Below are 21,156 nucleotides of genomic sequence, written 5' to 3'. Positions count from 1 at the left end.
GAAGTGCCGGGCTGGGGTCAGCGTGACGGACCACGCGTCACGAGCCCAGCGCTTCTCGTCCGGACCTCTCCGAAGCAAACCCGAAAGTTTCGAAGGAGCGCATGATGGGCGACCCCGCACTGTCCCGCCGCGGCTTTCTGGCGGCCTCCGTGGCCGCCGGCCTGGGAGCGACCGCGCTCAGCGGTTGCGGCGGCGACTCGGACGGAGGGTCGTCCTCGGGGACGACCACGATCGAGTGGTGGAACATCTCGACCACGGAGCCGACCAAGACCGTGTGGGCCGGCCTCGCCAAGAAGTTCGAGGCCGAGCACCCCACGGTCAGAATCAAGATCGTCCAACTGGAGAACGACGCCACTCGTGCGGAAGACCGGAGTGCTGCCGGTCGTCCCCGCCGCCGAGAGCGCCCTCGGCGACCGCAACCTCAAGGCCGTACAAGCCCAGTTGAAGGCCGCGACCGGCTTCCAGCTCTACCTCGACCAGGCCTACGCGCCCGCCGTCGGCCAGGAGGTCAACGACAGTGTGACCGCGCTGATCGCCGGGTCCAGGACACCCGAGCAGGTGGCGCGGTCGATCACGAAGGCCGCCGGGGAAGCGCAGTAACCGGCGATGACCTCCACCTTCCTCCCGGACCGGCGCACCGGCTCCGCCGCCGGCCGAACGGCACCGGACGCGGCCGGCGGGCGGACACGGCGGCGCGCGCTGCACTGGCTCACCGCGGTGGGCTTCCAGCTGCCCGCGCTGCTGCTGTTCACCGGACTGGTACTGCTGCCGGTGCTGTTCGCGCTGTACGCCGCCTTCTTCCGCTGGGGCGGGTTCGGCATGCCCTCCGACTATGCCGGCGGCGACAACTTCACCCGGCTGTTCGAGGACCCGGTCTTCCTGGGCGACCTCTGGCGCTGCCTGGTCCTGGTCGTCCTGTCGCTCGCCCTCCAGCTGCCCTTCGCCCTGGCCATGGCCGTACTGCTCAACCAGCGGCTGCGCGGGCGGGCCGTCTACCGGACGCTGTTCTTCGCGCCGTACGTCCTGTCCGAGGCCATCACCGGTGTGCTGTTCGGCATGGTCTTCGCCCCCGGCGACGGGCTCGCCGACCACGTCCTCGGCGCGGTCGGCCTCGACGGCCTGGGCGGCGAGTGGTTCGCCGGGCCCTCCTCCGTCATGGCGACTCTCTTCCTGGTCATGACCTGGAAGTACTTCGGCTTCCACATGATGCTCCATCTGGCCGGACTCCAGGCGGTCCCGGCCGAGTTGACCGAGGCCGCGCTGATCGACGGCGCGGGCCCCTGGCAGCGCTTCCGCAACGTCACCCTGCCGCTGCTCGCGCCCACCCTGCGCATCAGCGTCTTCCTGTCCGTCATCGGGTCGATCCAGCTGTTCGACCTGGTGTGGGTCGTGACCCAGGGCGGTCCCGACCACCACTCCGAGACGATGGCCGTGACCGTGTTCCAGTACGGCTTCAAGCGCTACCAGGTCGGCTACGCCAGCGCGATCAGCGTGGTCATGTTCGGCATCTGCCTCGTCTTCGCCCTCGCCTACCAGCGGTTCGTGCTCCGCCGTGACCTGGAAGGGGCCACCACCACGATGAGGGGAGCCGGCACATGAGCCGTAGGACCTTACGGACGCTGCCGCTGCACGCGATCCTCGTCGTGGTCGGCGTGGTGATGCTGGTGCCCCTGGCGTACGCCGTGCTGTCCGGCTTCAAGTCCACCGACGAGCTGTCCCGCAATCCGTTCGGCCTCCCGGACCGGTGGCTGACCGGCAACTACACCGGCATCCTCGGCTCGGGCGACTTCTGGCGGCTCCTCGGGAACAGCACGCTGATCGCGGTGGCGACCACCGTCCTCGTGGTCGCGGTGTCCGCGCTCGCGGCCTTCTCCTTCGCCCGTTTCGCCTTCCGCGGACGGGAGTTGCTGTTCACGTGCTTCACGCTGGGGCTGATGTTCCCCTTCGCGGTGGCCGCCCTGCCGCTGTTCCTGCTGCTGCGCTCCCTGGACCTGCTGGACAACCCGCTCGGGGTGATCCTTCCGCAAGCCGCGTTCGGAGTGCCGATGACGATCATCATCCTGCGCGGATTCTTCCGGCAGATCCCCGGCGAACTGGAGGAGGCGGCCACGCTCGACGGATGCGGTGCCTTCGGGTTCTTCTGGCGGGTGCTGCTGCCCATGGCCCGGCCCGCGCTCGGCACGGTCTCGGTCCTCGCCGTGGTCACCAGCTGGAACAACTTCTTCCTGCCGCTGCTGGTGTTCACCGACGGCACCTGGTGGACCCTGCCCATCGGCGTCCAGCAGTTCCAGGGACAGTACTCGGCGGAGTACGCGCGGGTCTTCGCCTACCTGGTGCTCGCCATGGTCCCCGCGCTCGCCTTCTACTCGGTCGCCGAGCGCCAGCTGGTCGGCGGCCTCACGGCGGGCGCGACCAAGGGCTGAACCGTGCCCACTGTCACCTCTGGCTACGGACGGTGACCGGCCCCGGACACACGTCGGGGCCGGTGCGCACCGGGTGTGTGCGGCCGGCCCCTCGGGTCGCTCGTGCTCTGCTCAGGCGGCGGTCATCACGCGCTCCGCGCCCAGCGGACGGTGCGGAGCGATGATGCGGCCGTCGGGCAGCAGCTCACCGGTGTCCTCGAAGAGGAGGACGCCGTTGCACAGCAGACTCCATCCCTGCTCCGGGTGGTGCGCCACGAGTCGGGCGGACTCCCGGTCGGCGGATTCTGCTGGCGGGCACGGTGGCTGGTGCTGGCACATGGGTGGGATCTTTCGCTGTGTCGTGGTCATGTCCGGTCCCCCGTGGTGATGAGTCGGTCGGTCCCAGTGTTGCCCTCTGGGCGTCGTTCCGCAGGGATTTCGCAGCACCGCTTCTCATAGGTTCATGACGTGTCACCCGCGCGGACGGTTCAGTCCAACTGCACTGTCTCTTCGGGTGGTTTCCCGTGGTCAGAACGGGCTAGTCCGCTCGGTGCGACCGGGCGCGCGGCTACGCAGCCGTACCTCATGTGCACACACAGTCGTACCCCGCTTCCCTGGAGGGAAGCGGGGTACGAGGCCCTCGGTCAGGCGGGTGAGCCGAGCAGCGGGACAGGAGTGGCGCGATGGGTCAGCACCGGCAGCAACTCGGCTACCGGGAAGGGCCGGTGCGTGGGTATGCCGGGCGGTGCCGGTGCCAGCGGGACGAGCAGATCGGTGGCCGCCGGGTGGCCCTCGGCGCCGTCGGCCGCGCAGTCGCCGTGCAGCCACAGGGTGAGCATGTAGAGACCGGGCACGGACAGCAGTCGTGCCTGGTACGGCTGTTGCAGCGCCTCGGCCTGCTCCAGTGCGCGCTCGGTGGAGGTGACGTACGGGCCCTCGAAGAAGTGCGAGAAGGCCCAGCCGTCGGGGGTGAGCATGGTGTCCGCCGCGGCGACGGCCCGGTCGCCGCAACGGATCAGGAAGCGCCAGCCCGCCAGTCGGGTGGCGGACAGGCCCTGCGCGGTGATGCGGTCCAACACGTGGACAGGCAGCGGAAGTTCGGGTGTCGCGGGGCCCTGCGCGGCGCGCAGGGAAGGGGTGCGGGCCTCACGCACCGCGGTCGGGGAACCGAGGGCGGTGAGGACGGAGCGCAGGGCGGGCGCAGGGGCAGGGGGCACGTGAAGCGGCATGTGGGTCGCCTCTCAGTCGACAGGCGCGGCGGCGCGAGGAGGGGTGGGGCGGACGGCGCTGTCTGCTCACGGAAGGCCAAAGGGGTGTGGGCCCGGGTCGGTGAACAAAGGGTGCGGCTCGGCCCGCCGCCCGTCGTGGTGACGGCAGGAACGCGGCAGGAACCAGGACCGAGGGCGCCAACCTTCTGCCTTGTGGACGAAGTTTATATGACGCATGTTCGGCCGTTGTTTCGTCTATCCCATTTCGGTAAGTCCCGCAAGGCGCTAATGAGTCGTCGATTTGCGGGGCTCATCCCGATTCCCGAGCCGGTACCTCACCGCTGACCTGGTTCTACGCGCCGGTAGCGGTCGGCCGAATGTCGTCGGCGTTTTTCACGAGGCGTTCGGGGCACCCGAAGATGCACGGTGCAGCATGCCCCGTGAATGTGCCGCGGGGAACATTCGACAGACTAGCGGGCGCCGGGCCCGCGCGGGACGTTATCGATCGCCCGGGCTGGGCATCATCCCACCTGACCCGGGAGAGCCCGGCGGCCGGATCGTCGGCCCGCCCATCCGAGGAGGGACACTTCGATGGGGGAGAAGGTCGCGGCAGGGCAGTTCGACCTGTCCGATCGCCAGCGCTACCGCGAAAAGCTCCAAAAGTGCCTGACGGGACTCGAGCGCCTGCTGGCAGAGAAGCGGTTCGATCGCCCCAAGAACCTCATGGGGGTCGAGATCGAATTGAATCTCGCGGGATCCGACGGCATGCCCAAAATGTTGAACGGGCAGGTACTGGAGCGCATCGCGAGCCGAGATTTCCAGACCGAACTGGCGATGTTCAACCTGGAGGTCAACATCGCCCCGCACCGGCTGGGCGGACGGGTATTCGACCGGCTGGCCGAAGAACTGCGGACCTCGCTCGCCTACGCCGACCGCAAGGCCGGCGAGGTGGACGCGGGCATCGTGATGATCGGCATCCTGCCCACCCTGGACCGGGACGACCTGGTCTCCTCCAACCTGTCCGAGGTCGACCGGTACACCCTGCTCAACGACCAGATCGTGGCCGCGCGCGGGGAGGACTTCCGGCTCGACATCGAGGGCGTGGAGCACCTGGTCTGCACGTCCAAGTCGATCGTGCCCGAGGCGGCGTGCACGTCCGTGCAGCTGCACCTGCAGGTCACTCCGGGCCGGTTCGCCGACGTGTGGAACGCGGCGCAGGTGGCGACCGCCGCGCAGATCGCCGTCGGCGCCAACTCGCCGTTCCTCTTCGGTCACGAGCTGTGGCGCGAGTCCAGGCCGCCGCTGTTCCTGCAGTCCACCGACACCCGGCCCCCCGAGCTCCAGGCGCAGGGCGTACGGCCGCGCACCTGGTTCGGCGAGCGCTGGATCACCTCCGCGTACGACCTGTTCGAGGAGAACCTGCGCTACTTCCCGGCGCTGCTGCCGCTGTGCGACGACGAGGAACCGCTGGAGGTCCTGGAGGCGGGTGGCGTTCCCAAGCTCGCCGAGCTGGTCCTGCACAACGGCACGATCTACCGCTGGAACCGGCCGGTGTACGGCATCGCGGACGGCGTCCCGCACCTCAGGGTGGAGAACCGGGTACTGCCGGCCGGGCCGACCATCACCGACGTGATCGCCAACGCGGCCTTCTACTACGGCCTGGTGCGCGCCCTCGCCGAGGAGTCCCGCCCGGTGTGGACCCGGATGCCCTTCGAGGTGGCCGAGGCCAACTTCGACGCGGCCTGCCGGCACGGGATCGACGCGCGGTTCGTCTGGCCGCGCCGGGGCCGGTACGGCGGTACGGGCGAGGTCGACGCGGTGACCCTGGTCCGCGACGAACTGCTGCCGCTCGCCGCCGCCGGGCTGGACGCGTGGGGCGTCGAGGCCGCCGACCGCGACCTCTACCTTGGCGTCATCGAGGAACGCTGCCGGCGCCGGGTCAACGGCGCGTCCTGGCAGGCGGCGACCTTCCACCGCGCCCTGGAGCAGGGCCTGAGCCGTGAGGCCGCGCTGGCCGCGACGACACGGCGCTACGCCGAGCTGATGCACGTGGGCGAACCGGTCCACACCTGGCCGGTCGGCCTGCCCGAACCGGTACCGCTGGGCTGAGCCCGCAGAGGTGCGTCGTGGCCGGCTGAGGGGTGCCCGCGAAGACCGTCGGCTGGGCGCCGCTCTGTGCCGGGGGCCGCGGTGATCGGCTGCGATCGACTGCGATCGGCTGCGTCAGGGGGCCGGGCGGGGTATCGGCCTGCGCTGACGACGTGCGGGCGGGCCGGTTCGTTCTACCCGGTCGCCGGTCGCCGGTCGCCGGTCGCCGGTCGCCGGTCGCCGGTCGCGCGGTGAGCGCTGCGGGCGCTGCGGGCGTGCCGGGCGCTCGGCCCCCTCAGCCCACCGAGCCGCCCTTGCCAGGTCCTGCGAGCCGCCCTTGCCAGGTCCTGCGTACCGCGATGCGCTCATCCGGGAGCCCTGGGCGTGGGCCTTGGCGGGGTGCTCCCAGGCTCTTCTGCGATCCTTGCGGGCGAAGGTGGGCCGGGGGTCCATGAGCCGGTGGAGGCAGGAGTGCAGGTGGACGCTGAGTCGGTGGCCGATTCCGGGATGCGGGAGCGTGATCCGCGGCGGATGCTGCGCGACGAGACGCTGCTCGTCCTCGCGCTCTCGCTGGGCGCGAGCGGTGTCTCCGCGCTGATCAGTTTCATCGGCTCGGTCACCAAGCCGGGCGGTCTGAAGGACCAGGCTGCCACCCTGAACGCCTCGGCGGCACCCGGCCGCCCATGGCTCGACCTCGCCTGGCAGCTCTTCGGCATCGCCTCCGCCCTGGTGCCCGTGGCGCTCGTCGCCCACCTGCTGATGCGCGAGGGACGGAGCATGCGGACGCTCGGCTTCGACCGCACCCGCCCGTGGCCCGACCTCGGCCGGGGAGCCGCCGTCGCGGCCGTGATCGGCAGCACCGGCATCGCCTTCTACCTGGCCGCCCGCGGCTTCGGATTCAACCTCACCGTCGTACCCGAGGCACTTCCCGACGTGTGGTGGAAGTACCCCGTGCTCGTCCTGTCCGCGCTGCAGAACGCGATCCTCGAAGAGGTCATCGTCGTCGGCTACCTGCTGCGCAGGCTGGGCCAGCTCGGCTGGACCCCGGGCACCGCGCTGGTCGCCAGCGCGGTGCTGCGCGGCTCGTACCACCTCTACCAGGGCATCGGCGGCTTCATCGGCAACATGGTCATGGGCGTGGTGTTCGTCTGGCTGTACCGCCGCTGGGGCCGGGTCGGCCCGCTGGTCGTCGCGCACTCGCTGCTCGACATCGGCGCGTTCGTCGGCTACGCCCTGCTCGCGGGGAAGGTGGGCTGGCTGCCGACGGCCTGACCGCCGCGGGCGCCGCTCAGGCGCGCAGCTCGCCCTCGATGACCGTGACCGCGTGCCCGGTGAGCAGCGTGCGCGCGCCGCGCAGACCGACGCGCACCAGCCCGCTGCGCGGGGACGCCTGGAGCCCGGTGAGGTCGTCGCGGCCGAGACGGGCCGCCCAGTGCGGGGCGAGTGCCGTGTGGGCGCTGCCGGTCACCGCGTCCTCGTCGATGCCGACGTTGGGAAAGAAGCAGCGGGAGACGAAGTCGTAGCCCCGGGCCGGGTCCTCGGCCCGGGCGGTGACGATGATGCCGCGCGCGGAGTGGGCGCCGAGCGCCCTGTGGTCGGGGGAGAGGCCGAGGACGGTCTTCTCGTCGGCCAGTTCCACGAGGAGGTCGCCCACGTTCGGGCCGGTGTCGAAGGCCGCGGCCGGCTCCGCGCCCAGTGCCTCCGCGACCCCGGCCGGCGCCTCCACGCGGGTGAGCGGGGCCGTCGGGAAGTCCAGGGTGACCGAGCCGTCCGCAGCGGGCGTGGCGATGAGCACACCGCTGCGGGTGGCGAACCGCACCGGGCCCTCGTGGGCACCGGTGGTGCGCAGCACGTGGGCCGTGGCGAGGGTGGCGTGGCCGCACATCGCGACCTCGGCGACCGGGGTGAACCAGCGCAGTGCCCAGTCCGCCTCGCCGTCTCCGGGCAGCCGGTGCGCGAACGCGGTCTCGGCGTGGTTGACCTCCATGGCGACGTTCTGGAGCCAGTCGTCGTCCGGGAAGACGTCGTCGAGGAGCAGTACTCCGGCCGGGTTGCCGGCGAAGGGGCGGTCGGTGAAGGCGTCGACGATTCGGATACGCATGGCGCCGACGCTAGTGAACGCGCCGGCGCCACGCCCAAGGCCAATTCACGGCTGCCGGACTGATTTCCGCCCGGCGGTCGCGCGGACCGCCCACGCCCACGGGAGGAGCTGCGCAGCCCCGAACGACATCTCCACCACGAGGAACGGCCACAGCACCGCCGGCCCGCCGTGCGCCAGCGCATAGGCCTGCCAGAGGGAGAACAGGACGCGCGCCATCCCGTCCAGCAGCCCGTGCTCCGGAACGGGCCGTAGCACCCGCAGGAGGGACCAGGCCACCACGACCGAGCCCATGAGGTTGGCGTAGAGCGTCTGCATCGGGGTGAGTGCGGGCATGGTGCCGAGACCCGCCGCGTCCCCCGCGGCCGACAGCAGACGGTGCACCAGGGCGTAGCTCCAGGGGGTCGCGAAACCGGCCGTGACGACCAGGTCGTACCAGCCGCTCGTCCGGACGAGACGCAGGTAGGCGGGGGCGGCAGGGCTCATCGGGACTCCTCGGGAGGGGCTTGCTCGGGCGCCGCTCACGCTAGACAGCGGAGTACGCTCCAAGGTCAAGTCGACCGAGCGGCGGGGGAGCCATGCGGATCGGAGAACTGGCCGCGCGCAGCGGGGTGTCCAAGGACACGCTGCGCTTCTACGAGAAGATCGGCCTGATCGCGGGCGACCGCCTGCCCAACGGCTACCGCGACTTCCGGCCGGAGACGGTGACCTGGCTGCGCCACGTCCGCACCGCGCAGTCGCTGGGGTTCACCCTCGCCGAGATCGCCCGGCACGGTGCGGAACTGCGGGACGCCCCGGACAGTGGCGAGGCGCTGTCCGCCCTGCTGGCGGAAAAGATCCGCCTCGTCGACGAGCGCATGGCCGCGCTCGCGGCTCTGCGGGCCGACCTCACCTCCCGGGCCGGGACCGCCTGCCCCCTGCGCGCGAACGAGGCCTCCTGAACCCTGCCCTGCCTACGATGGACCGCATGGTCCATTGCGGAGGAGGCGGGCGTGGGCGCGAAACTGACCGCGAAGGGGCGGGCGACCCGGAGCCGGATCGTCGAAGGGGCCGCCGAGGTGCTGCGGGAGAAGGGTGTCGCGACGGCGACCCTGGAGGACGTGATGGCGCGGACCAGCACCAGCAAGAGCCAGCTGTTCCACTACTTCCCGGCCGGCAAGGACGAACTGCTCCTCGCCGTGGCGCGGTTCGAGGCGGATCAGGTCATCGAGGACCAGCAGCCCGAACTCGGCCGCCTCGACTCGTGGGAGGCCTGGGAACGGTGGCGGGACGTGGTGGTCGAGCGGTACGAGGCCCAGGGGGACACCTGCCCGCTCGGCTCGCTGTTCCTTCAGGTCGGGCGTTCGACCCCGGGGGCGCGGGCGATCGTGATCGAGCTGATGCGGCGCTGGCAGGAGGGCCTGGCCGCGGGCATCCGGTCGCTGCAGGCGACCGGCAGGCTCCCCGCCGGAGTCGACGTGGACGCGCGCGCGGCGGCGCTGCTCGCCGCGGTCCAGGGGGGTGTCTCCATCCTGCTGTCGACGGGCCGTTCCACCCACCTGCGCGCCGCCCTCGACCAGGGCATCGAGGACCTGCGCCGGGCGGCTCCGCCGCTCTCCTGAGGGCGCGTCGCGGGACCGGCCGCGTCCCCTTTCCTCACCCGGCGATCACGGCTGCCGCGGTGCGGCCGCCGTCGACGTCCAGGACGATGCCGTGGACGAAGGAGGACTCGTCCCCGGCCAGGTACACCGCGGCGTCGGCGACGGCCTCGGGGGTGCCCATCCGTCCCGCGGGCGTGCCCTTCATCATGACCTCGGCGGGGTGGACCTCCCCGGGGGCGGCCGTCTGCACCACGCCGGGGGAGATCGCGTTCACTCGCACCCCGTGCGGGCCGAACTCCGCCGCCCAGGCGCGGGTCAGCGTCTCCATGGCGCCCTTGGTGGAGCTGTAGAGGGCACCGACCGGGATGCCGAGGCGTGCGATCCAGGAGCCCAGGTTGATGATCGTCCCGCCGCCGGCGTCCACCATGGCGGGCGCGACGGCCGCGGTGAGGAAGAACGGCGCCTTCACGTTGACCGCGTACACCTCGTCGAAGGTCTTCTCGTCGGTGGCCGCCGTGGTGTCGCCGGGGTAGATGCCGGCGTTGTTGACCAGCACGTCGACACGGCCGCCCAGGACCCGTGCCGCCTCCCGCGCCAGTGCCGTCGAGGCGGCGGCGCTCCCGTCCAGGTCGGCCCAAACGAAGTCGGCGAGTCCGCCGCGTGCGCGGATCCCCTCGACGACCTCCCGGCCGCGCTCGGGACTGCGGCCCGACACGGCGACCTGGGCACCCTCCGCGGCGAACGCCTCCGCGATGGCCCGCCCGATGTTGCTGGTCGCGCCGGTCACCAGGGCAGTCCGGCCCGCAAGTCGCATCGACATCGACATGATCCACTCCGTTGCTCGGGTCTCTCGGTTCGTTCGGTACGAAGCCACTGTGCGAGGCCACTGTGCGAGCCAGAAATTGGACCTGCAAGTCCAGAGAGCAGCTACGCCCCGGGTGTGGGGAGGGTTGTCAGGCAATCGGTTCCGATATATCGTTGAGCCATCGCGAACGATACGCGATGCATACACGACAGATCATCGATGTAATGGAGTGATCGCGATGCGTTCCCACGGATACGAGCGTGGACATCGGCACGAGGGCCCCGGCCGCTGGGGCCAGGGCGGCTTCGAGGGCCGGCGGGCGGCTTTCGGGCCCTTCGGTCCGGGCGGTCCGGGTTTCGGCCCGGGTGGTCCCGGGTTCGGCCCCGGACCCTGGGGGCCGCGAGGGCGCGGGGGCCCGCGAGGAAGGGCGCGGCGAGGTGACGTGCGCGCCTCGATCCTGGCCCTGCTCAAGGAGCGGCCCATGCACGGCTACGAGATGATCCAGGAGATCGCCGAACGCAGCGGCGGCGCGTGGAAGCCGAGCCCCGGCTCGGTCTACCCCACCCTGCAACTGCTGGAGGACGAGGGCCTGATCGCCAGCGAGAGCGAGGGCGGCAAGAAGCTGTTCTCCCTCACGGACACCGGGCGCAGCGCCGCCGAGGAGGGCCCGGAGGCCCCCTGGGAGGAGGCTTCGCGCGGGGTCGACTGGGAGGCCCTCAGCGAGATCCGTCAGGCAGGCTTCGGGTTGATGGAGGCCTTCGGCCAGGTCTGGAAGACCGGCAGCAAGGAGCAGCGCGAGAAGGCGCTGACCGTCATCAACGACGCCCGTAAGAAGCTGTACCTCATCCTGGCCGACGAGCACTGAGCCAACGGCCGTGAAGGCGCCCCGCGCGACACCCGCGCGGGGCGCCTTTCCGCGTCCCGGCTCAGGTCACCAGACCGTCCAGCTTGCGCAGCGACTCGTTCAGGGCGGCCGTCGCGGAGTCCTTGAGCTTGCCCGCCATCAACGACACCGCGGCTCCCGTGAACTCGCCGTCGATGCGCAGGGTTGTGGCCTCTCCGTCGGGGGTGAGCGTGTAGCGGGTGGCGACGGTCACCGCCATCGGGCCCTTGCCGCGAATCGCGAGCACCCGGGCCGGCTCCAGTTCCTCGATGGTCCAGTCGACCTCCGCGGGGAAGCCCATCAGTTTCATGTTCTCCTGGAACGTCCCGCCGACCGCCAGGGTCTTGGGGCCGCCCTCGGGGAAGCTGGTGTGGGTCGCGTTCCACTCCGGGTACGACGGCCAGTCGGTGAGCTGGGCCCACACCTTCTCGGCCGGCGCCTGGATGCGTGCCTCCGCGCTGACTTCGGCCATGCGACCACCCCTTCGGGTCGGGCGTATCGGGCTACGGTGTCGCGGAAAGTAGCCGCAGAGGCGTGAACATTCAATACTGATGAACCGTCAGGGCGGTGGTCGGGAGACGGACCCGGGTGAGCCAGGAGCGCCGGCCAGGTTCCGGTGTCCTGTGCCGAACCGGTCAGATCTCCTCCGTAAGGATGAGATTCCGGCCGGGGTTGTCCACTCGGTGTGGGACGCGCAAATGGTTCCCCTCGTGGATGACGCCCCTCGTTGTGGCTGATGAGGTGGGGGATGTGCAACCCCGTACAGCCCCCCTTGCCGTCCGGGACGAGGCGGCTGCGCACTTCGCGGACGATGCAGGGCTCGACGCCGAGCCGGCAGCGGTGCTCGCCGGTGCCCGCCGCAGGGCGGTCCGGGACGGGGACCGCCAGGTCGACACCGCCCACCTGCTGCACTCCCTCCTCGAGCACGACCCCGAGGTGCGTGCCGCCGTCGGCGGGGCGCCCCGGCTCGTCCGGCTGCTCGGCTATCTCGTGCAGCGCAGCATCGGCTACGGACTGCGCTGGCAGAGCACGGTGGAGGACTCCGGGGCGCCGGCGGCGGTACCCGCGCCGGCCGAACCGGGGTCGTCCGTCACGCCCCCGAGCCCCGTGCGGTGACCGCACCGGCCGGTCCGCCCGCCCCGGCGGCAGGTGTGGTTCCCCCGCCCGTGCGGTGACCGCACCGGCCGGTCCGCCCGCTCCGGCGGCAGGTGTGGTTCCTCCCGCCCGTGCCGCGCACGGCGGGCCCCGGGACGGAGCGGGCTGGTCGCCCGCCGCGTTCGCGGCCCTCGCCAGGGCGCGCGAGCGTGCCGCGCGCCGGGGCGAGGACCGAGTCAGCGGCACCGACCTGTTCGCCGCGCTCCTCGCCGACCCGCGTTCCCGCGCCGTCGAAGTCCTCGGGCGGGCCGGCATCTCCGCACGGGAACTGACCGCCCGGGTCGAGAGCACCGCCGAGCAGCCCACCGGCGAGGGCACGGCGACCTGCTGACGCTGCGGCCGTGGACGGCACGGTGTCCTGCTGACGCGTCGGTCGGCGATGGCACCGCGAACTCGTGACGGTTCGGCCGGGGACGGCCGCGGTGTCCTGCTGACGCTTCGGCCGGTGCCGGCAGGGCGAGCCGCCGGCGATCCGGGCCGTAAGCGGAACGGTGTCCTGTTGGCGATTCGGCCGTGGACGGCACGGTGTCCTGCTGACGCCGCGGTCGGCGACGACAGGGTGACCTGGTGACGCGTCGGCCGGCGACGGCGCCGCGAACTCGTGACGCGCCGGCCGTAGCCGGAACGGCGACCTGCTGATGCTTCGGCCGTGGACGGCACGGTGACCCGCCGGCGCTTCGGCCGGTGCCGGCAGGGCGAGCCGCCGGCGCTGCGGCGCCCGGTGCGGCAGGCCGTCCACCAGCTGAGACAGGTGCCAACAGTGGTGACGGTACTGTCTTCTCCTGTCATCATGTGCCGGTGCATACGTCTGTGAGCAGTCAGGGCGGCCGCGGCAAGGGTGTCGGGCTCGGTCTCGCGCTCGCCTCGGCCCTGGCCTTCGGCGGGTCCGGAGTGGCCGCCAAGCCGTTGATCGAGGCGGGTCTGGACCCGCTCCACGTGGTGTGGCTGCGGGTGACCGGCGCCGCCCTGGTCATGCTGCCGCTCGCCGTGCGGCACCGCGCCCTGCTGCGCCGCCGTCCGGCGCTGCTCGCCGGCTTCGGGCTGCTCGCGGTCGCCGGTGTGCAGGCCTGCTACTTCGCCGCGCTCTCCCGCATCCCGGTGGGCGTGGCGCTGCTGATCGAGTACCTGGCTCCCGCCCTCGTCCTCGGCTGGGTGCGGTTCGTGCAGCGGCGGCCCGTCACCCGTGCCGCCGCGCTCGGCGTGGTCCTCGCGGCCGGCGGTCTCGCCTGCGTGGTCGAGGTCTGGTCCGGGCTGAGCTTCGACGCGCTGGGCCTGCTGCTCGCGCTCGGCGCGGCCTGCTGCCAGGTCGGCTACTTCGTCCTCTCCGACCAGGGCGGCGACGCCGGCGACGAGGCCCCCGATCCGCTCGGAGTCATCGCCTACGGGCTCCTCGGTGGCGCCGCCGTGCTGACGGTCGTCGCCCGCCCCTGGGGCATGGACTGGTCGGTGCTGGCCGGTTCCGCGCACCTCGACGGCACCGCCGTGCCGGCCTTCGCGCTGCTGGCGTGGATCGTGCTGATCGCCACGGTGGCCGCCTACGTCACCGGAGTGCTCTCCGTGCGGCGGCTGTCCCCGCAGGTCGCCGGTGTCGTCGCCTGCCTGGAAGCGGTGATCGCGACCGTGCTGGCCTGGGTGCTGCTCGGCGAGCACCTGTCCGCGCCGCAGATCGCGGGCGGGGCGATCGTGCTGGTCGGCGCGTTCATCGCCCAGTCCTCCGCGCCGGCCGACGGCTCCCCGCGGCCGGTCGCCCAGGGCGGTGCGGAACTGGAGTTGTCCGCTCGCGGTACGGCGGCCTAGGGTGCTGGACATGGCGTCGAACGCACTCGTCCTCCCGCCCCCGGCCGTCTGAGGCGGGCTTCCGGTACACATGCCCGGCGCATCCGCGCCGGGTCCGACGGTGCAGCCCGCAGCTGAAGTCCGCGCGCCCCGCCCGAAGGGGTCGCCCTCGAACTTCCGCACCACCGTGTGCGCCTCTGCGGAGAGAATCCCTTGTCGAACGTCGCATCCGGCCTGCCCGTGGGGCGTGGCCTGCTCTATCTGATCATCACCGGTGCCGCCTGGGGCACCGCCGGCGCCGCGGCCTCGCTGGTCTACCGGACCAGTGACATGGGCGCCTTCGGGCTGTCCTTCTGGCGCTGTGCGCTGGGGCTCCTGCTGCTGCTGGCCGGCCGCGGGCTGCGTCCGCGCGTCCGCCCGGTCGCCGTCGAACCCCGGGCCGCCGGGTCGGCCGCGCGGTGGCCACCGGCCTGGGCCTCGCGGTGTTCCAGACCGCCTACTTCGCGGCCGTCGGGTCCACCGGACTGGCCGTGGCCACCGTCGTCACGCTCGGCGCGGGCCCGGTGCTGATCGCGCTCGGCGCCCGGCTCCTGCTGGGGGAGCGGCTCGGCGCCGGAGGCGTCCTGGCCGTCGCCGGTGCGCTCGGCGGACTGGCCGTCCTCACCTTCGGCGGCTCGGCCGCGACCGTCCGCCCGGCCGGTGTGCTGCTGGCGCTGGTGTCGGCGGCGGGGTACGGCGCCATGACCCTGCTGACCCGCTGGTGGGGCCGGGACGGCAGTGCCGACGCGTCCGACACCACCGTGGGGGCGTTCGCCGTGACCGCCCTGTGCCTGCTGCCGTTCGCGCTGCACGAGGGACTGCTGCCGCACACCGCCCACCCGGCGCGGCTGCTGTGGCTGCTGCTGTACACCGCGGCGGTGCCGACGGCCCTGGCGTACGCGCTCTACTTCGCGGGTGCGGCCGTCGTACGGTCCGCCACCGTGTCCGTGATCATGCTGCTGGAACCGGTGACCGCGGCCGTGCTCGCCGTGGCCCTGCTCGGCGAGCGGCTCACCGCGGCCACCGCGGCCGGCACCCTGCTCCTGCTGGGCGCGGTCGCCGGACTCGCCGTGAGCGAGGCACGCGGGGCCCGGCGGCAGCCCGCGCCGGTGTGACCCGTGGGCCCGCCGCCCGCGGCGATGCCCGTCAGGGCGCCGACAGGTAGTCCGGCAGTCCGATGCCGGGCGCGAGGTCGGCGTTGGCGACGGGGGTGTCGTAGCCCTTGCGGAGCGGGACGACGCCGGCCCAGTGGGGGAGGCCCAGGTCCTCCGGCTCGTCGTGGGCGCCGCCGGTGCGGACCTTGGCCGACACCTCCCGGAGGTCGAGGCGGATCACCGCGGTGGCGGCCAGCTCCTTCTTGTTCGCGGGCCGGGAGTCGGCTGCCCGGCCCGCGACGACGTGGTCCACCAGCGCGTCCAGGGCCAGCCGCCGCTCCTCGGGGTCGGTCACCTCGTGCGCGACACCGTGCACCACGACCGAGCGGTAGTTGATCGAGTGGTGGAAGGCCGACCGGGCCAGCACCAGCCCGTCGACGTGCGTGACTGTGAGGCACACCCGCAGGCCGGGGTCGGCCTGGCCGGTCATCCGCAGCGGGCGCGAGCCGGTGGACCCGTGGACGTAGAGGCGCTCGCCGACCCGGCCGTACAGCGTCGGCAGCACCACCGGCGCGCCGTCGCGGACGAAGCCGAGGTGGCAGACGTATCCCTCGTCGAGTATCGCGTGGACCAGTTCCTTGTCGTACGACGCCCGGTCCGCGGAGCGCGTGGGGACGGTGCGGTCGGTCGGCGTGTAGGCGGCGGTCCGCGCTTCCTCGGTCGTGCCCTGCATGACGGGTCCTCCTGGCGATCTCTATTGCACTAGTGCATAATAGGCTTTGTGCTAGGAGAGTATCGGATTCAAGGACGGGGCGCAGCCGAGATCGCCGCCGGTGTGGAGCGGGCGGTGGGTGCGGGCGAGCTGCAGCCGGGGCAACCCCTGCCTCCCATGCGGGAGTTGGCGGCCCAGCTGGGGGTGAACCCGAACACCGTCGCGGCCGCCTACCGCATCCTGCGGGAACGCGGGGTCATCGAGACGGCCGGCCGCCGGGGCAGTCGGGTCCGGCCCAAGCCGGCCACCACCGGCCGTGAGGAACTGCGGGTGGAGGTGCCCGCGGGGGGCCGCGACCTGTCCACCGGCAACCCCGATACGGCCCTGTTGCCCCGCCTGGCACCGGCCCTGGCCGCGGCGGCCGAGCAGGGCGACCGCCGGCCCGTCCTCTACGGAGACGACCCCGTCGACGCGGAACTCGTCCGCCTCGCGCGTGCCGAGTTCGACGCCGACGGCCTGCCGACGGGCCCGGTGACGGTCACCTCCGGCTCCCTGGACGCCATCGAACGCGTCCTCGCCGCCCATCTCAGGCCGGGCGACGCGGTCGCCCTGGAGGACCCCGGCTGGGGCAGCGCCCTCGACCTGGTCCCCGCTCTCGGGCTGCGCCCGGTCCCCGTCGGTGTCGACGACGACGGGCCGCGCCCCGACGACCTGCGTCGCGCCCTGGAGTCCGGGGCCCGCGCCCTCATCGTCACCGACCGCGCGCAGAACCCGACCGGCGCCTCCGTGACCGCGTCGCGCGCGCACGACCTGCGGGCGGTGCTGCGCGCGCACCCGGAGACGCTGCTCATCGAGGACGACCACGGCCACGGCATCGTCGACCTGCCGCTGCACCCGCTCGCCGGCGTCACCCGGCACTGGGCCTTCGTCCGCTCCGCCGCCAAGGCCTACGGCCCCGACCTGCGACTCGCCGTCCTCACCGGCGACGGTGTCACCGTCGACCGGGTGCGGGGCCGGCAGCGCCTCGGCCCTGGCTGGGTGAGCCTGCTGCTGCAGCGGGCCGTGGTCCGGCTGTGGGCGGACGGCGCGGTCGACCGGGCGGCGGTGGCGCAGTCGTACGGCGCCCGCCGGAATGCCCTCGTCGACGCGCTGGCGACCCACGGGGTCGCGGCGCACGGCCGCAGCGGGATGAACGTGTGGGTGCCGGTGCCCGACGAGACCGGCGCGGTGGCCCGCCTCCTCCAGGCGGGATGGGCGGTCGCCCCGGGCGCCCGCTTCCGGCTGGCGTCCCCGCCCGGCATCCGCATCACGGTCTCACCCCTCACCCCGGAGGACATCACCCCGCTGGCGACCGCGGTCGCGACAGCGGTCCGCCCCTCCCCGGTCCGGGTCTACGGCTAGGGCCTGTCGTTCGGACCAGGCCGGCCTGGCTCACGGTGCCTTGTCGGCCGACCGCGACGCGGGCATGATCCAAACGACAGGCCCTAGGCGCACGCGCGGTCCGACCCTCCCCGGGCCGCGTCCACGGCTGGGCGTACGGGCGGGGCCGAGTGGGGGCCGGAGGACATCGGCGACCCGCGCCCCGGCACGCGCCGAATCGCTAGGCGCCCCGGCGGCGGACCTGGGTGAGGGCCGCGCCCGCCAGGACGACGACCGCGCCCACCGGTGTGGTCCAGCGCAGTGACTCTCCCAGGATCGCCACGCCCGCGGCCGTGGCGATGACCGGGATGAAGTACGTGACCATCTGCGCGGTGGTCGGGCCGACCTCGGCGACCAGCCCGTACTGGAGGAGCACCGCCAGCCCCGTGCCCAGCGCGCCCAGCGCGGCGATCGCCAGCAGCGGCACCACGGAGACATGGGTGGGGAACCCGGCGAACAGCGGGGTGACGACGGCCAGCTGGAGCGTCGCCAGCATCAGCTGCGCGCCCGTCATCGACAGGTGGGAGTTGCCCGTGCCCGCCAGCTTCCGCCGGACGTAGATCCACCCCACCGGGTAGCTCAGGGAGGCGAGCAGCGCCATCGCCGTGCCCCTCGCGTCCAGACCGTGGAAGCCCTGCCAGGCGCCGAGCACCGTCAGAACGCCGAGGAAGCCGAGGCCGAGACCGGCGACGCGCACCCGGGTGGGCCGGTCCTCGGAGAGGGCGACCAGGGACAGCGCCATGCCCCACAGCGGGGACGTCGCGTTGCAGATGCCGGCCAGCGTGGACGGGATCGTCAGCTCCGCGTAGGCGAAGAGGGAGAACGGCAGGGCGTTCAGGAAGAACGCGGCGACCGCCATGTGGCCCCACAGACGGGCCCCGCGCGGCAGCCGCTGCCGCTTCACGGCCATCGCCGCCGCCAGCACCGCCGAACCGAACACCAGCCGCCCGAGCGTCACCTGGAACGGCGCGTACCCGTCCGTGCCCACCTTGATCAGCAGGAAGCTGAAGCCCCAGATCAGGGAGAGGGCGCCGAAGCGCAGGCGCCAGTCGAGGCGGGCGCGGGGGCGGGCGGGTGCGGGGGACTGGGTCCGGGGTGCGGTGACCGTGCTCATGGCGTCAACGATGCTTGAAGCAACCTCGTAGCACAATCGAGAATTGTCACTCGATATCTCTTAGTATCTCTTACATGTTGAACATCGAGCGCCTGCGCACCCTGGACGCCCTGGCCCGGCACGGCTCGGTCAGCGCGGCGGCCGAGGCGCTGCACGTCACCACGTCCGCGGTCTCCCAGCAGCTGAGCAAGCTGGAGCGGGAGATCGGCCAGCAGCTCCTCGCCAAGAACGGGCGCGGCGTACGCCTCACGGACGCCGGCCGGCTGCTGTCGGAGCACGCGGGGCGCATCCTGTCGCAGGTCGAGCTGGCCGAGTCCGACCTGGAGGCGCACCGCGGCCAGGTCGTGGGCGAACTCCGGCTCTCCGCCTTCCCGACCGCCGCCCGCGGCCTGTTCCCGGACGCGCTGGCCACCCTGCGCGCCCAGCATCCCGGGCTGCGCCTGCGCTCCAGCGAGCTGGAGCCGGAGAAGGGCGTCGCCGGGGTGGTCCGCGGCGATCTCGACCTGGCCGTCGTCCTGGACTGGTACAACAAGCCGATGCCCGTCCCGGACGGCCTGGTCAAGGCGCCCCTGCTGGACGATCCCGCGGAGGTCGCCATGCCCGCCGGGCACCGGCTCGCCGGCCGGGACGAGGTGGACCTCGCCGAGTTCGCCGAGGACGAGTGGATCACCTGGGGCGAGGGCGAGTTCTGCCACGAGTGGCTGATGTTCACGCTGCGGTCCAAGGGCATCGAGCCGATCATCGGCCACCGCGCCGGCGAGACCCACACCCAGCTCGGCCTGGTCGCCGCCGGGCTCGGGGTGTGCATCGCGCCGCTGCTCGGCCGCCGTCCCGTGCCCGAGGGCCTGGTCCTGGTCCCGCTGCGGCAGCGGATCCGTCGCCATGTGTACGTCGTCTGGCGGGCGGACGCCGACCGCCGGCCCTCGATCCGCGCGGCGGTCGAGGCCCTGCGCACGGCGGCCCGCCGGCTCGACTGACCCCTACGCACCGCCCAGCTTGCGGAAGTCCCAGGAGACGATCTTCTCCGGGGTCAGCCGGGCCCAGGCGTGCCGCCCGTCGTGCGGCATCTCGTCCAGGCCGAAGTTCTTCCGGGCGAACAGCGTCTCGGCCGTGTCGAGCTCCGCGCACAGCTCACCGGTGCGCGGTACCTCGCCCACGAACTCCACCCGGCCGGCCAGCTCGACGCCGCGCAACTGGTCGTACTCCTCGCCCGAGTCGACCACGACCGCCACCCGCGGATCGCGGCGCAACTGCGCCCAGCGCCTGCTGCGCACCACCGAGTACAACCACAGCGACGTCCCGTCCCAGGCGAACCACAGCGCGCTCACGTGCGGTGCGCCGTCCGCCGAGACGGTCGCGACCCGGCAGGTGCGCTGGGCGGTGAGGAACTCGTCCAGCTCGCCCGGCGTCATCATGATCTTCCGGCCCCGGCGCTGCTGAGTGACGGTCATACGGCCCCCTCTTCTCCCACGTCGTGCCAGAGAACTACCCTGTACCGGTGATCCTCTGACATCACGTCAGAAAAAGGAATGCCTCGTCTTCCACCCGCGCCCGGACACGGCTACTCTCACCGCCCCGAGCCCCGGTGAAAGAGTGCGTGATGCCGTCGTACGAGCAGCTGCGGGACCTCCTCGACCCCGCGCACACCGTCCTGCTGACCGTGGAGTGCCAGCAGGGGGTGGTCGGACCGGACAGCGCCCTGCCCGAACTGGCCCGCGAGGCCCGCTCCTCCGGAGCTCTGGGCAATGTATCCCGGCTGGTCGCCGCCGCGCACCGGGCTGGCGTCCAGGTGATCCACGCGGTCGCCGAGCGCCGCCCGGACGGCCGGGGCGCGAACCGCAACGCCCGCCTGTTCCGCGCCGCCGGACGGCTCCCCGTCCAGCAGCTGACCGGCACCAGCGCGGTCCGGGTCGCGCCTCCGATCGAGGTCGCCGAGGAGGATCTCGTCGTACGGCGGCTGCACGGCCTGTCCCCGATCCACGGCACCGGCGTCGACGCCCTGCTGCGCAACCTCGGCTGCCGCACACTGGTGGTCACCGGGGTCTCGGCCAACGTGGCCGTGCCCAACGCGGTGTTCGACGCCGTGAACCTCGGCTACACCGCCGTCGTGCCGGCCGACGCCGTCGCGGGGGTGCCGGCGGACTACACCCCCGCGATGATCCGCCACACCCTCGCACTGGTCGCCACCGTCACGACCACCGACGACGTCCTTGGCTGCCTGTTCCCGCAACCGGCGGGACCGACCCCGCTCAGGCCAGCTTGATGTCCTCCCCGGAGACGGTGATCTTCGCCGCGGGCAGCGGCTTGGTCGCCGGTCCCTTCTTCACGCTGCCGTCCTCGGCGGAGAAGTGGCTGTTGTGGCACGGGCAGACGATGACGCCGTCCGCCACACTGCCGACCGCGCAGCCCTGGTGGGTGCACTTGGACGAGAACGCCTTGAACGTGCCCGCCGCCGGCTGGGTGACCACGACACCCTGATTTTTGAATATCCTGCCGCCCCCCTCGGGGATGTCCGAGGTCTTGGCGAGCGTGCCGCCCGCGGCCTGTCCGGCCCCGGTGTCGACGGTGTCGGACGAGTCGTCGCCCGAACCGCAGGCGGTCAGCGCGGCGGCGAGCCCTGCCGCTCCCGCCGCCGCCATGACGGTACGGCGGGCCGGTCCCGATGCGGGCTGGAGCGAAGCGCTGGTCATGTGGGCAATCCCTTCCGCGGAGCTCGACGTGATCCGTCATGGGGTACGGCCCCGGGGCGGCGGCCGTTCAGACGGGCACCCAGATCCTTGCGG

The 21,156-nt window shown here is 72.5% G+C and carries 22 protein-coding genes and 3 pseudogenes; 15 read left to right on the top strand and 10 right to left on the bottom strand.

What is annotated here, in order from left to right:
- Positions 1-104: 104 nt before the first annotated feature.
- From N8I86_RS07530 to N8I86_RS07520, 3 genes and pseudogenes are all read left to right on the top strand, one after another.
- Positions 105-600 (top strand): annotated as a pseudogene (locus N8I86_RS07530) (hypothetical protein).
- Positions 601-606: 6 nt separating this feature from the next.
- The gene (locus N8I86_RS07525) at positions 607-1,599 is read left to right on the top strand and encodes a carbohydrate ABC transporter permease (protein WP_073895232.1); all 993 of its coding nucleotides are present in this window, start codon (positions 607-609) and stop codon (positions 1,597-1,599) included.
- The gene (locus N8I86_RS07520; protein ID WP_073895230.1) at positions 1,596-2,423 is read left to right on the top strand and encodes a carbohydrate ABC transporter permease; all 828 of its coding nucleotides are present in this window, start codon (positions 1,596-1,598) and stop codon (positions 2,421-2,423) included. Before N8I86_RS07525 ends, N8I86_RS07520 begins: the two co-directional genes overlap by 4 nt.
- 111 nt (positions 2,424-2,534) lie before the next feature.
- Here the strand turns inward: N8I86_RS07520 and N8I86_RS07515 are convergent, their stop codons facing one another.
- On the bottom strand, positions 2,535-2,741 hold the full coding sequence (locus tag N8I86_RS07515; RefSeq protein ID WP_073895228.1) for a DUF5999 family protein: 207 nt from the start codon (positions 2,739-2,741) through the stop codon (positions 2,535-2,537).
- Positions 2,742-3,046: 305 nt separating this feature from the next.
- Positions 3,047-3,631, bottom strand: coding sequence for a hypothetical protein (locus tag N8I86_RS07510; protein ID WP_073895226.1), 585 nt, complete (start codon positions 3,629-3,631; stop codon positions 3,047-3,049).
- 570 nt (positions 3,632-4,201) lie between these two features.
- Here N8I86_RS07510 and N8I86_RS07505 point away from each other — a divergent pair.
- A complete protein-coding gene (locus N8I86_RS07505; protein ID WP_073895224.1) occupies positions 4,202-5,719 on the top strand; it encodes a glutamate--cysteine ligase in 1,518 nt (505 codons plus the stop codon).
- Between the two features lie 486 nt (positions 5,720-6,205).
- Positions 6,206-6,970, top strand: coding sequence for a CPBP family intramembrane glutamic endopeptidase (locus N8I86_RS07500; RefSeq protein WP_382987985.1), 765 nt, complete (start codon positions 6,206-6,208; stop codon positions 6,968-6,970).
- A 16-nt stretch (positions 6,971-6,986) separates the two neighbouring features.
- Here the strand turns inward: N8I86_RS07500 and N8I86_RS07495 are convergent, their stop codons facing one another.
- Both N8I86_RS07495 and N8I86_RS07490 read right to left on the bottom strand, forming a co-directional pair.
- Positions 6,987-7,799: a PhzF family phenazine biosynthesis protein gene (locus tag N8I86_RS07495; RefSeq protein WP_073895220.1), complete on the bottom strand. Its 813-nt coding sequence runs from the start codon at positions 7,797-7,799 to the stop codon at positions 6,987-6,989.
- A 45-nt stretch (positions 7,800-7,844) separates the two neighbouring features.
- Positions 7,845-8,282: a hypothetical protein gene (locus N8I86_RS07490; protein ID WP_263277443.1), complete on the bottom strand. Its 438-nt coding sequence runs from the start codon at positions 8,280-8,282 to the stop codon at positions 7,845-7,847.
- Positions 8,283-8,374: 92 nt separating this feature from the next.
- Here N8I86_RS07490 and N8I86_RS07485 point away from each other — a divergent pair, with 92 nt between their 5' ends.
- A complete protein-coding gene (locus N8I86_RS07485) occupies positions 8,375-8,737 on the top strand; it encodes a MerR family transcriptional regulator (protein WP_073895216.1) in 363 nt (120 codons plus the stop codon).
- 51 nt (positions 8,738-8,788) lie between these two features.
- Positions 8,789-9,397, top strand: coding sequence for a TetR/AcrR family transcriptional regulator (locus N8I86_RS07480; RefSeq protein ID WP_123438597.1), 609 nt, complete (start codon positions 8,789-8,791; stop codon positions 9,395-9,397).
- Positions 9,398-9,431: 34 nt separating this feature from the next.
- Here N8I86_RS07480 and N8I86_RS07475 read toward each other — a convergent pair whose 3' ends face one another.
- Positions 9,432-10,196, bottom strand: a complete 765-nt coding sequence (locus N8I86_RS07475) for an SDR family NAD(P)-dependent oxidoreductase (RefSeq protein ID WP_263277442.1) — start codon at positions 10,194-10,196, stop codon at positions 9,432-9,434.
- A 223-nt stretch (positions 10,197-10,419) separates the two neighbouring features.
- On the opposite strand from N8I86_RS07475, the gene N8I86_RS07470 reads away from it, so the two are divergent.
- Positions 10,420-11,046 (top strand): PadR family transcriptional regulator, encoded by a 627-nt coding sequence (locus tag N8I86_RS07470; RefSeq protein ID WP_073895396.1) that lies wholly within the window; start codon positions 10,420-10,422, stop codon positions 11,044-11,046.
- Positions 11,047-11,107: 61 nt separating this feature from the next.
- Here N8I86_RS07470 and N8I86_RS07465 read toward each other — a convergent pair whose 3' ends face one another.
- Positions 11,108-11,536, bottom strand: a complete 429-nt coding sequence (locus N8I86_RS07465) for a type II toxin-antitoxin system Rv0910 family toxin (RefSeq protein ID WP_073895212.1) — start codon at positions 11,534-11,536, stop codon at positions 11,108-11,110.
- A 278-nt stretch (positions 11,537-11,814) separates the two neighbouring features.
- On the opposite strand from N8I86_RS07465, the pseudogene N8I86_RS07460 reads away from it, so the two are divergent.
- The 4 genes and pseudogenes from N8I86_RS07460 to N8I86_RS07445 all read left to right on the top strand — a co-directional run.
- Positions 11,815-12,153, top strand: a pseudogene (locus N8I86_RS07460) (peptidase); the annotation flags it as partial.
- A 121-nt stretch (positions 12,154-12,274) separates the two neighbouring features.
- Entirely contained in the window at positions 12,275-12,550 is a 276-nt protein-coding gene (locus N8I86_RS07455) for a hypothetical protein (protein WP_404830792.1), read from the top strand.
- 461 nt (positions 12,551-13,011) lie between these two features.
- Positions 13,012-14,016, top strand: coding sequence for an EamA family transporter (locus tag N8I86_RS07450; RefSeq protein ID WP_073895208.1), 1,005 nt, complete (start codon positions 13,012-13,014; stop codon positions 14,014-14,016).
- Positions 14,017-14,208: 192 nt separating this feature from the next.
- A pseudogene (locus N8I86_RS07445) lies at positions 14,209-15,149 on the top strand (DMT family transporter).
- Positions 15,150-15,180: 31 nt separating this feature from the next.
- On the opposite strand, the gene N8I86_RS07440 reads toward N8I86_RS07445, so the two are convergent.
- The gene (locus N8I86_RS07440; RefSeq protein ID WP_073895205.1) at positions 15,181-15,861 is read right to left on the bottom strand and encodes a pyridoxamine 5'-phosphate oxidase family protein; all 681 of its coding nucleotides are present in this window, start codon (positions 15,859-15,861) and stop codon (positions 15,181-15,183) included.
- 48 nt (positions 15,862-15,909) lie between these two features.
- Here N8I86_RS07440 and N8I86_RS07435 point away from each other — a divergent pair, with 48 nt between their 5' ends.
- Positions 15,910-17,241, top strand: coding sequence for an aminotransferase class I/II-fold pyridoxal phosphate-dependent enzyme (locus N8I86_RS07435; protein ID WP_263277441.1), 1,332 nt, complete (start codon positions 15,910-15,912; stop codon positions 17,239-17,241).
- 199 nt (positions 17,242-17,440) lie between these two features.
- On the opposite strand, the gene N8I86_RS07430 is transcribed toward N8I86_RS07435, so the two are convergent.
- Positions 17,441-18,373: a DMT family transporter gene (locus N8I86_RS07430; protein WP_263277440.1), complete on the bottom strand. Its 933-nt coding sequence runs from the start codon at positions 18,371-18,373 to the stop codon at positions 17,441-17,443.
- Positions 18,374-18,447: 74 nt separating this feature from the next.
- Here N8I86_RS07430 and N8I86_RS07425 point away from each other — a divergent pair, with 74 nt between their 5' ends.
- Positions 18,448-19,350 (top strand): LysR family transcriptional regulator, encoded by a 903-nt coding sequence (locus N8I86_RS07425; RefSeq protein ID WP_073895199.1) that lies wholly within the window; start codon positions 18,448-18,450, stop codon positions 19,348-19,350.
- A 3-nt stretch (positions 19,351-19,353) separates the two neighbouring features.
- Here N8I86_RS07425 and N8I86_RS07420 read toward each other — a convergent pair whose 3' ends face one another.
- Positions 19,354-19,824: a pyridoxamine 5'-phosphate oxidase family protein gene (locus N8I86_RS07420; protein WP_073895197.1), complete on the bottom strand. Its 471-nt coding sequence runs from the start codon at positions 19,822-19,824 to the stop codon at positions 19,354-19,356.
- 149 nt (positions 19,825-19,973) lie between these two features.
- Between N8I86_RS07420 and N8I86_RS07415 the strand changes: the two genes are divergently transcribed.
- Complete coding sequence (locus N8I86_RS07415) at positions 19,974-20,636, top strand: cysteine hydrolase family protein (protein WP_263277439.1); 663 nt, start codon at positions 19,974-19,976, stop codon at positions 20,634-20,636.
- Here the strand turns inward: N8I86_RS07415 and N8I86_RS07410 are convergent.
- Positions 20,623-21,063: a Rieske (2Fe-2S) protein gene (locus tag N8I86_RS07410; protein WP_263277438.1), complete on the bottom strand. Its 441-nt coding sequence runs from the start codon at positions 21,061-21,063 to the stop codon at positions 20,623-20,625. The two genes, N8I86_RS07415 and N8I86_RS07410, sit on opposite strands and share 14 nt — an antisense overlap.
- Positions 21,064-21,156 lie beyond the last annotated feature (93 nt).

Origin of the sequence: Streptomyces albidicamelliae (assembly GCF_025642175.1) — a bacterium.
Classification (GTDB): domain Bacteria; phylum Actinomycetota; class Actinomycetes; order Streptomycetales; family Streptomycetaceae; genus Streptomyces; species Streptomyces albidocamelliae.
This window is presented reverse-complemented; position numbering and strand designations above follow the sequence as displayed.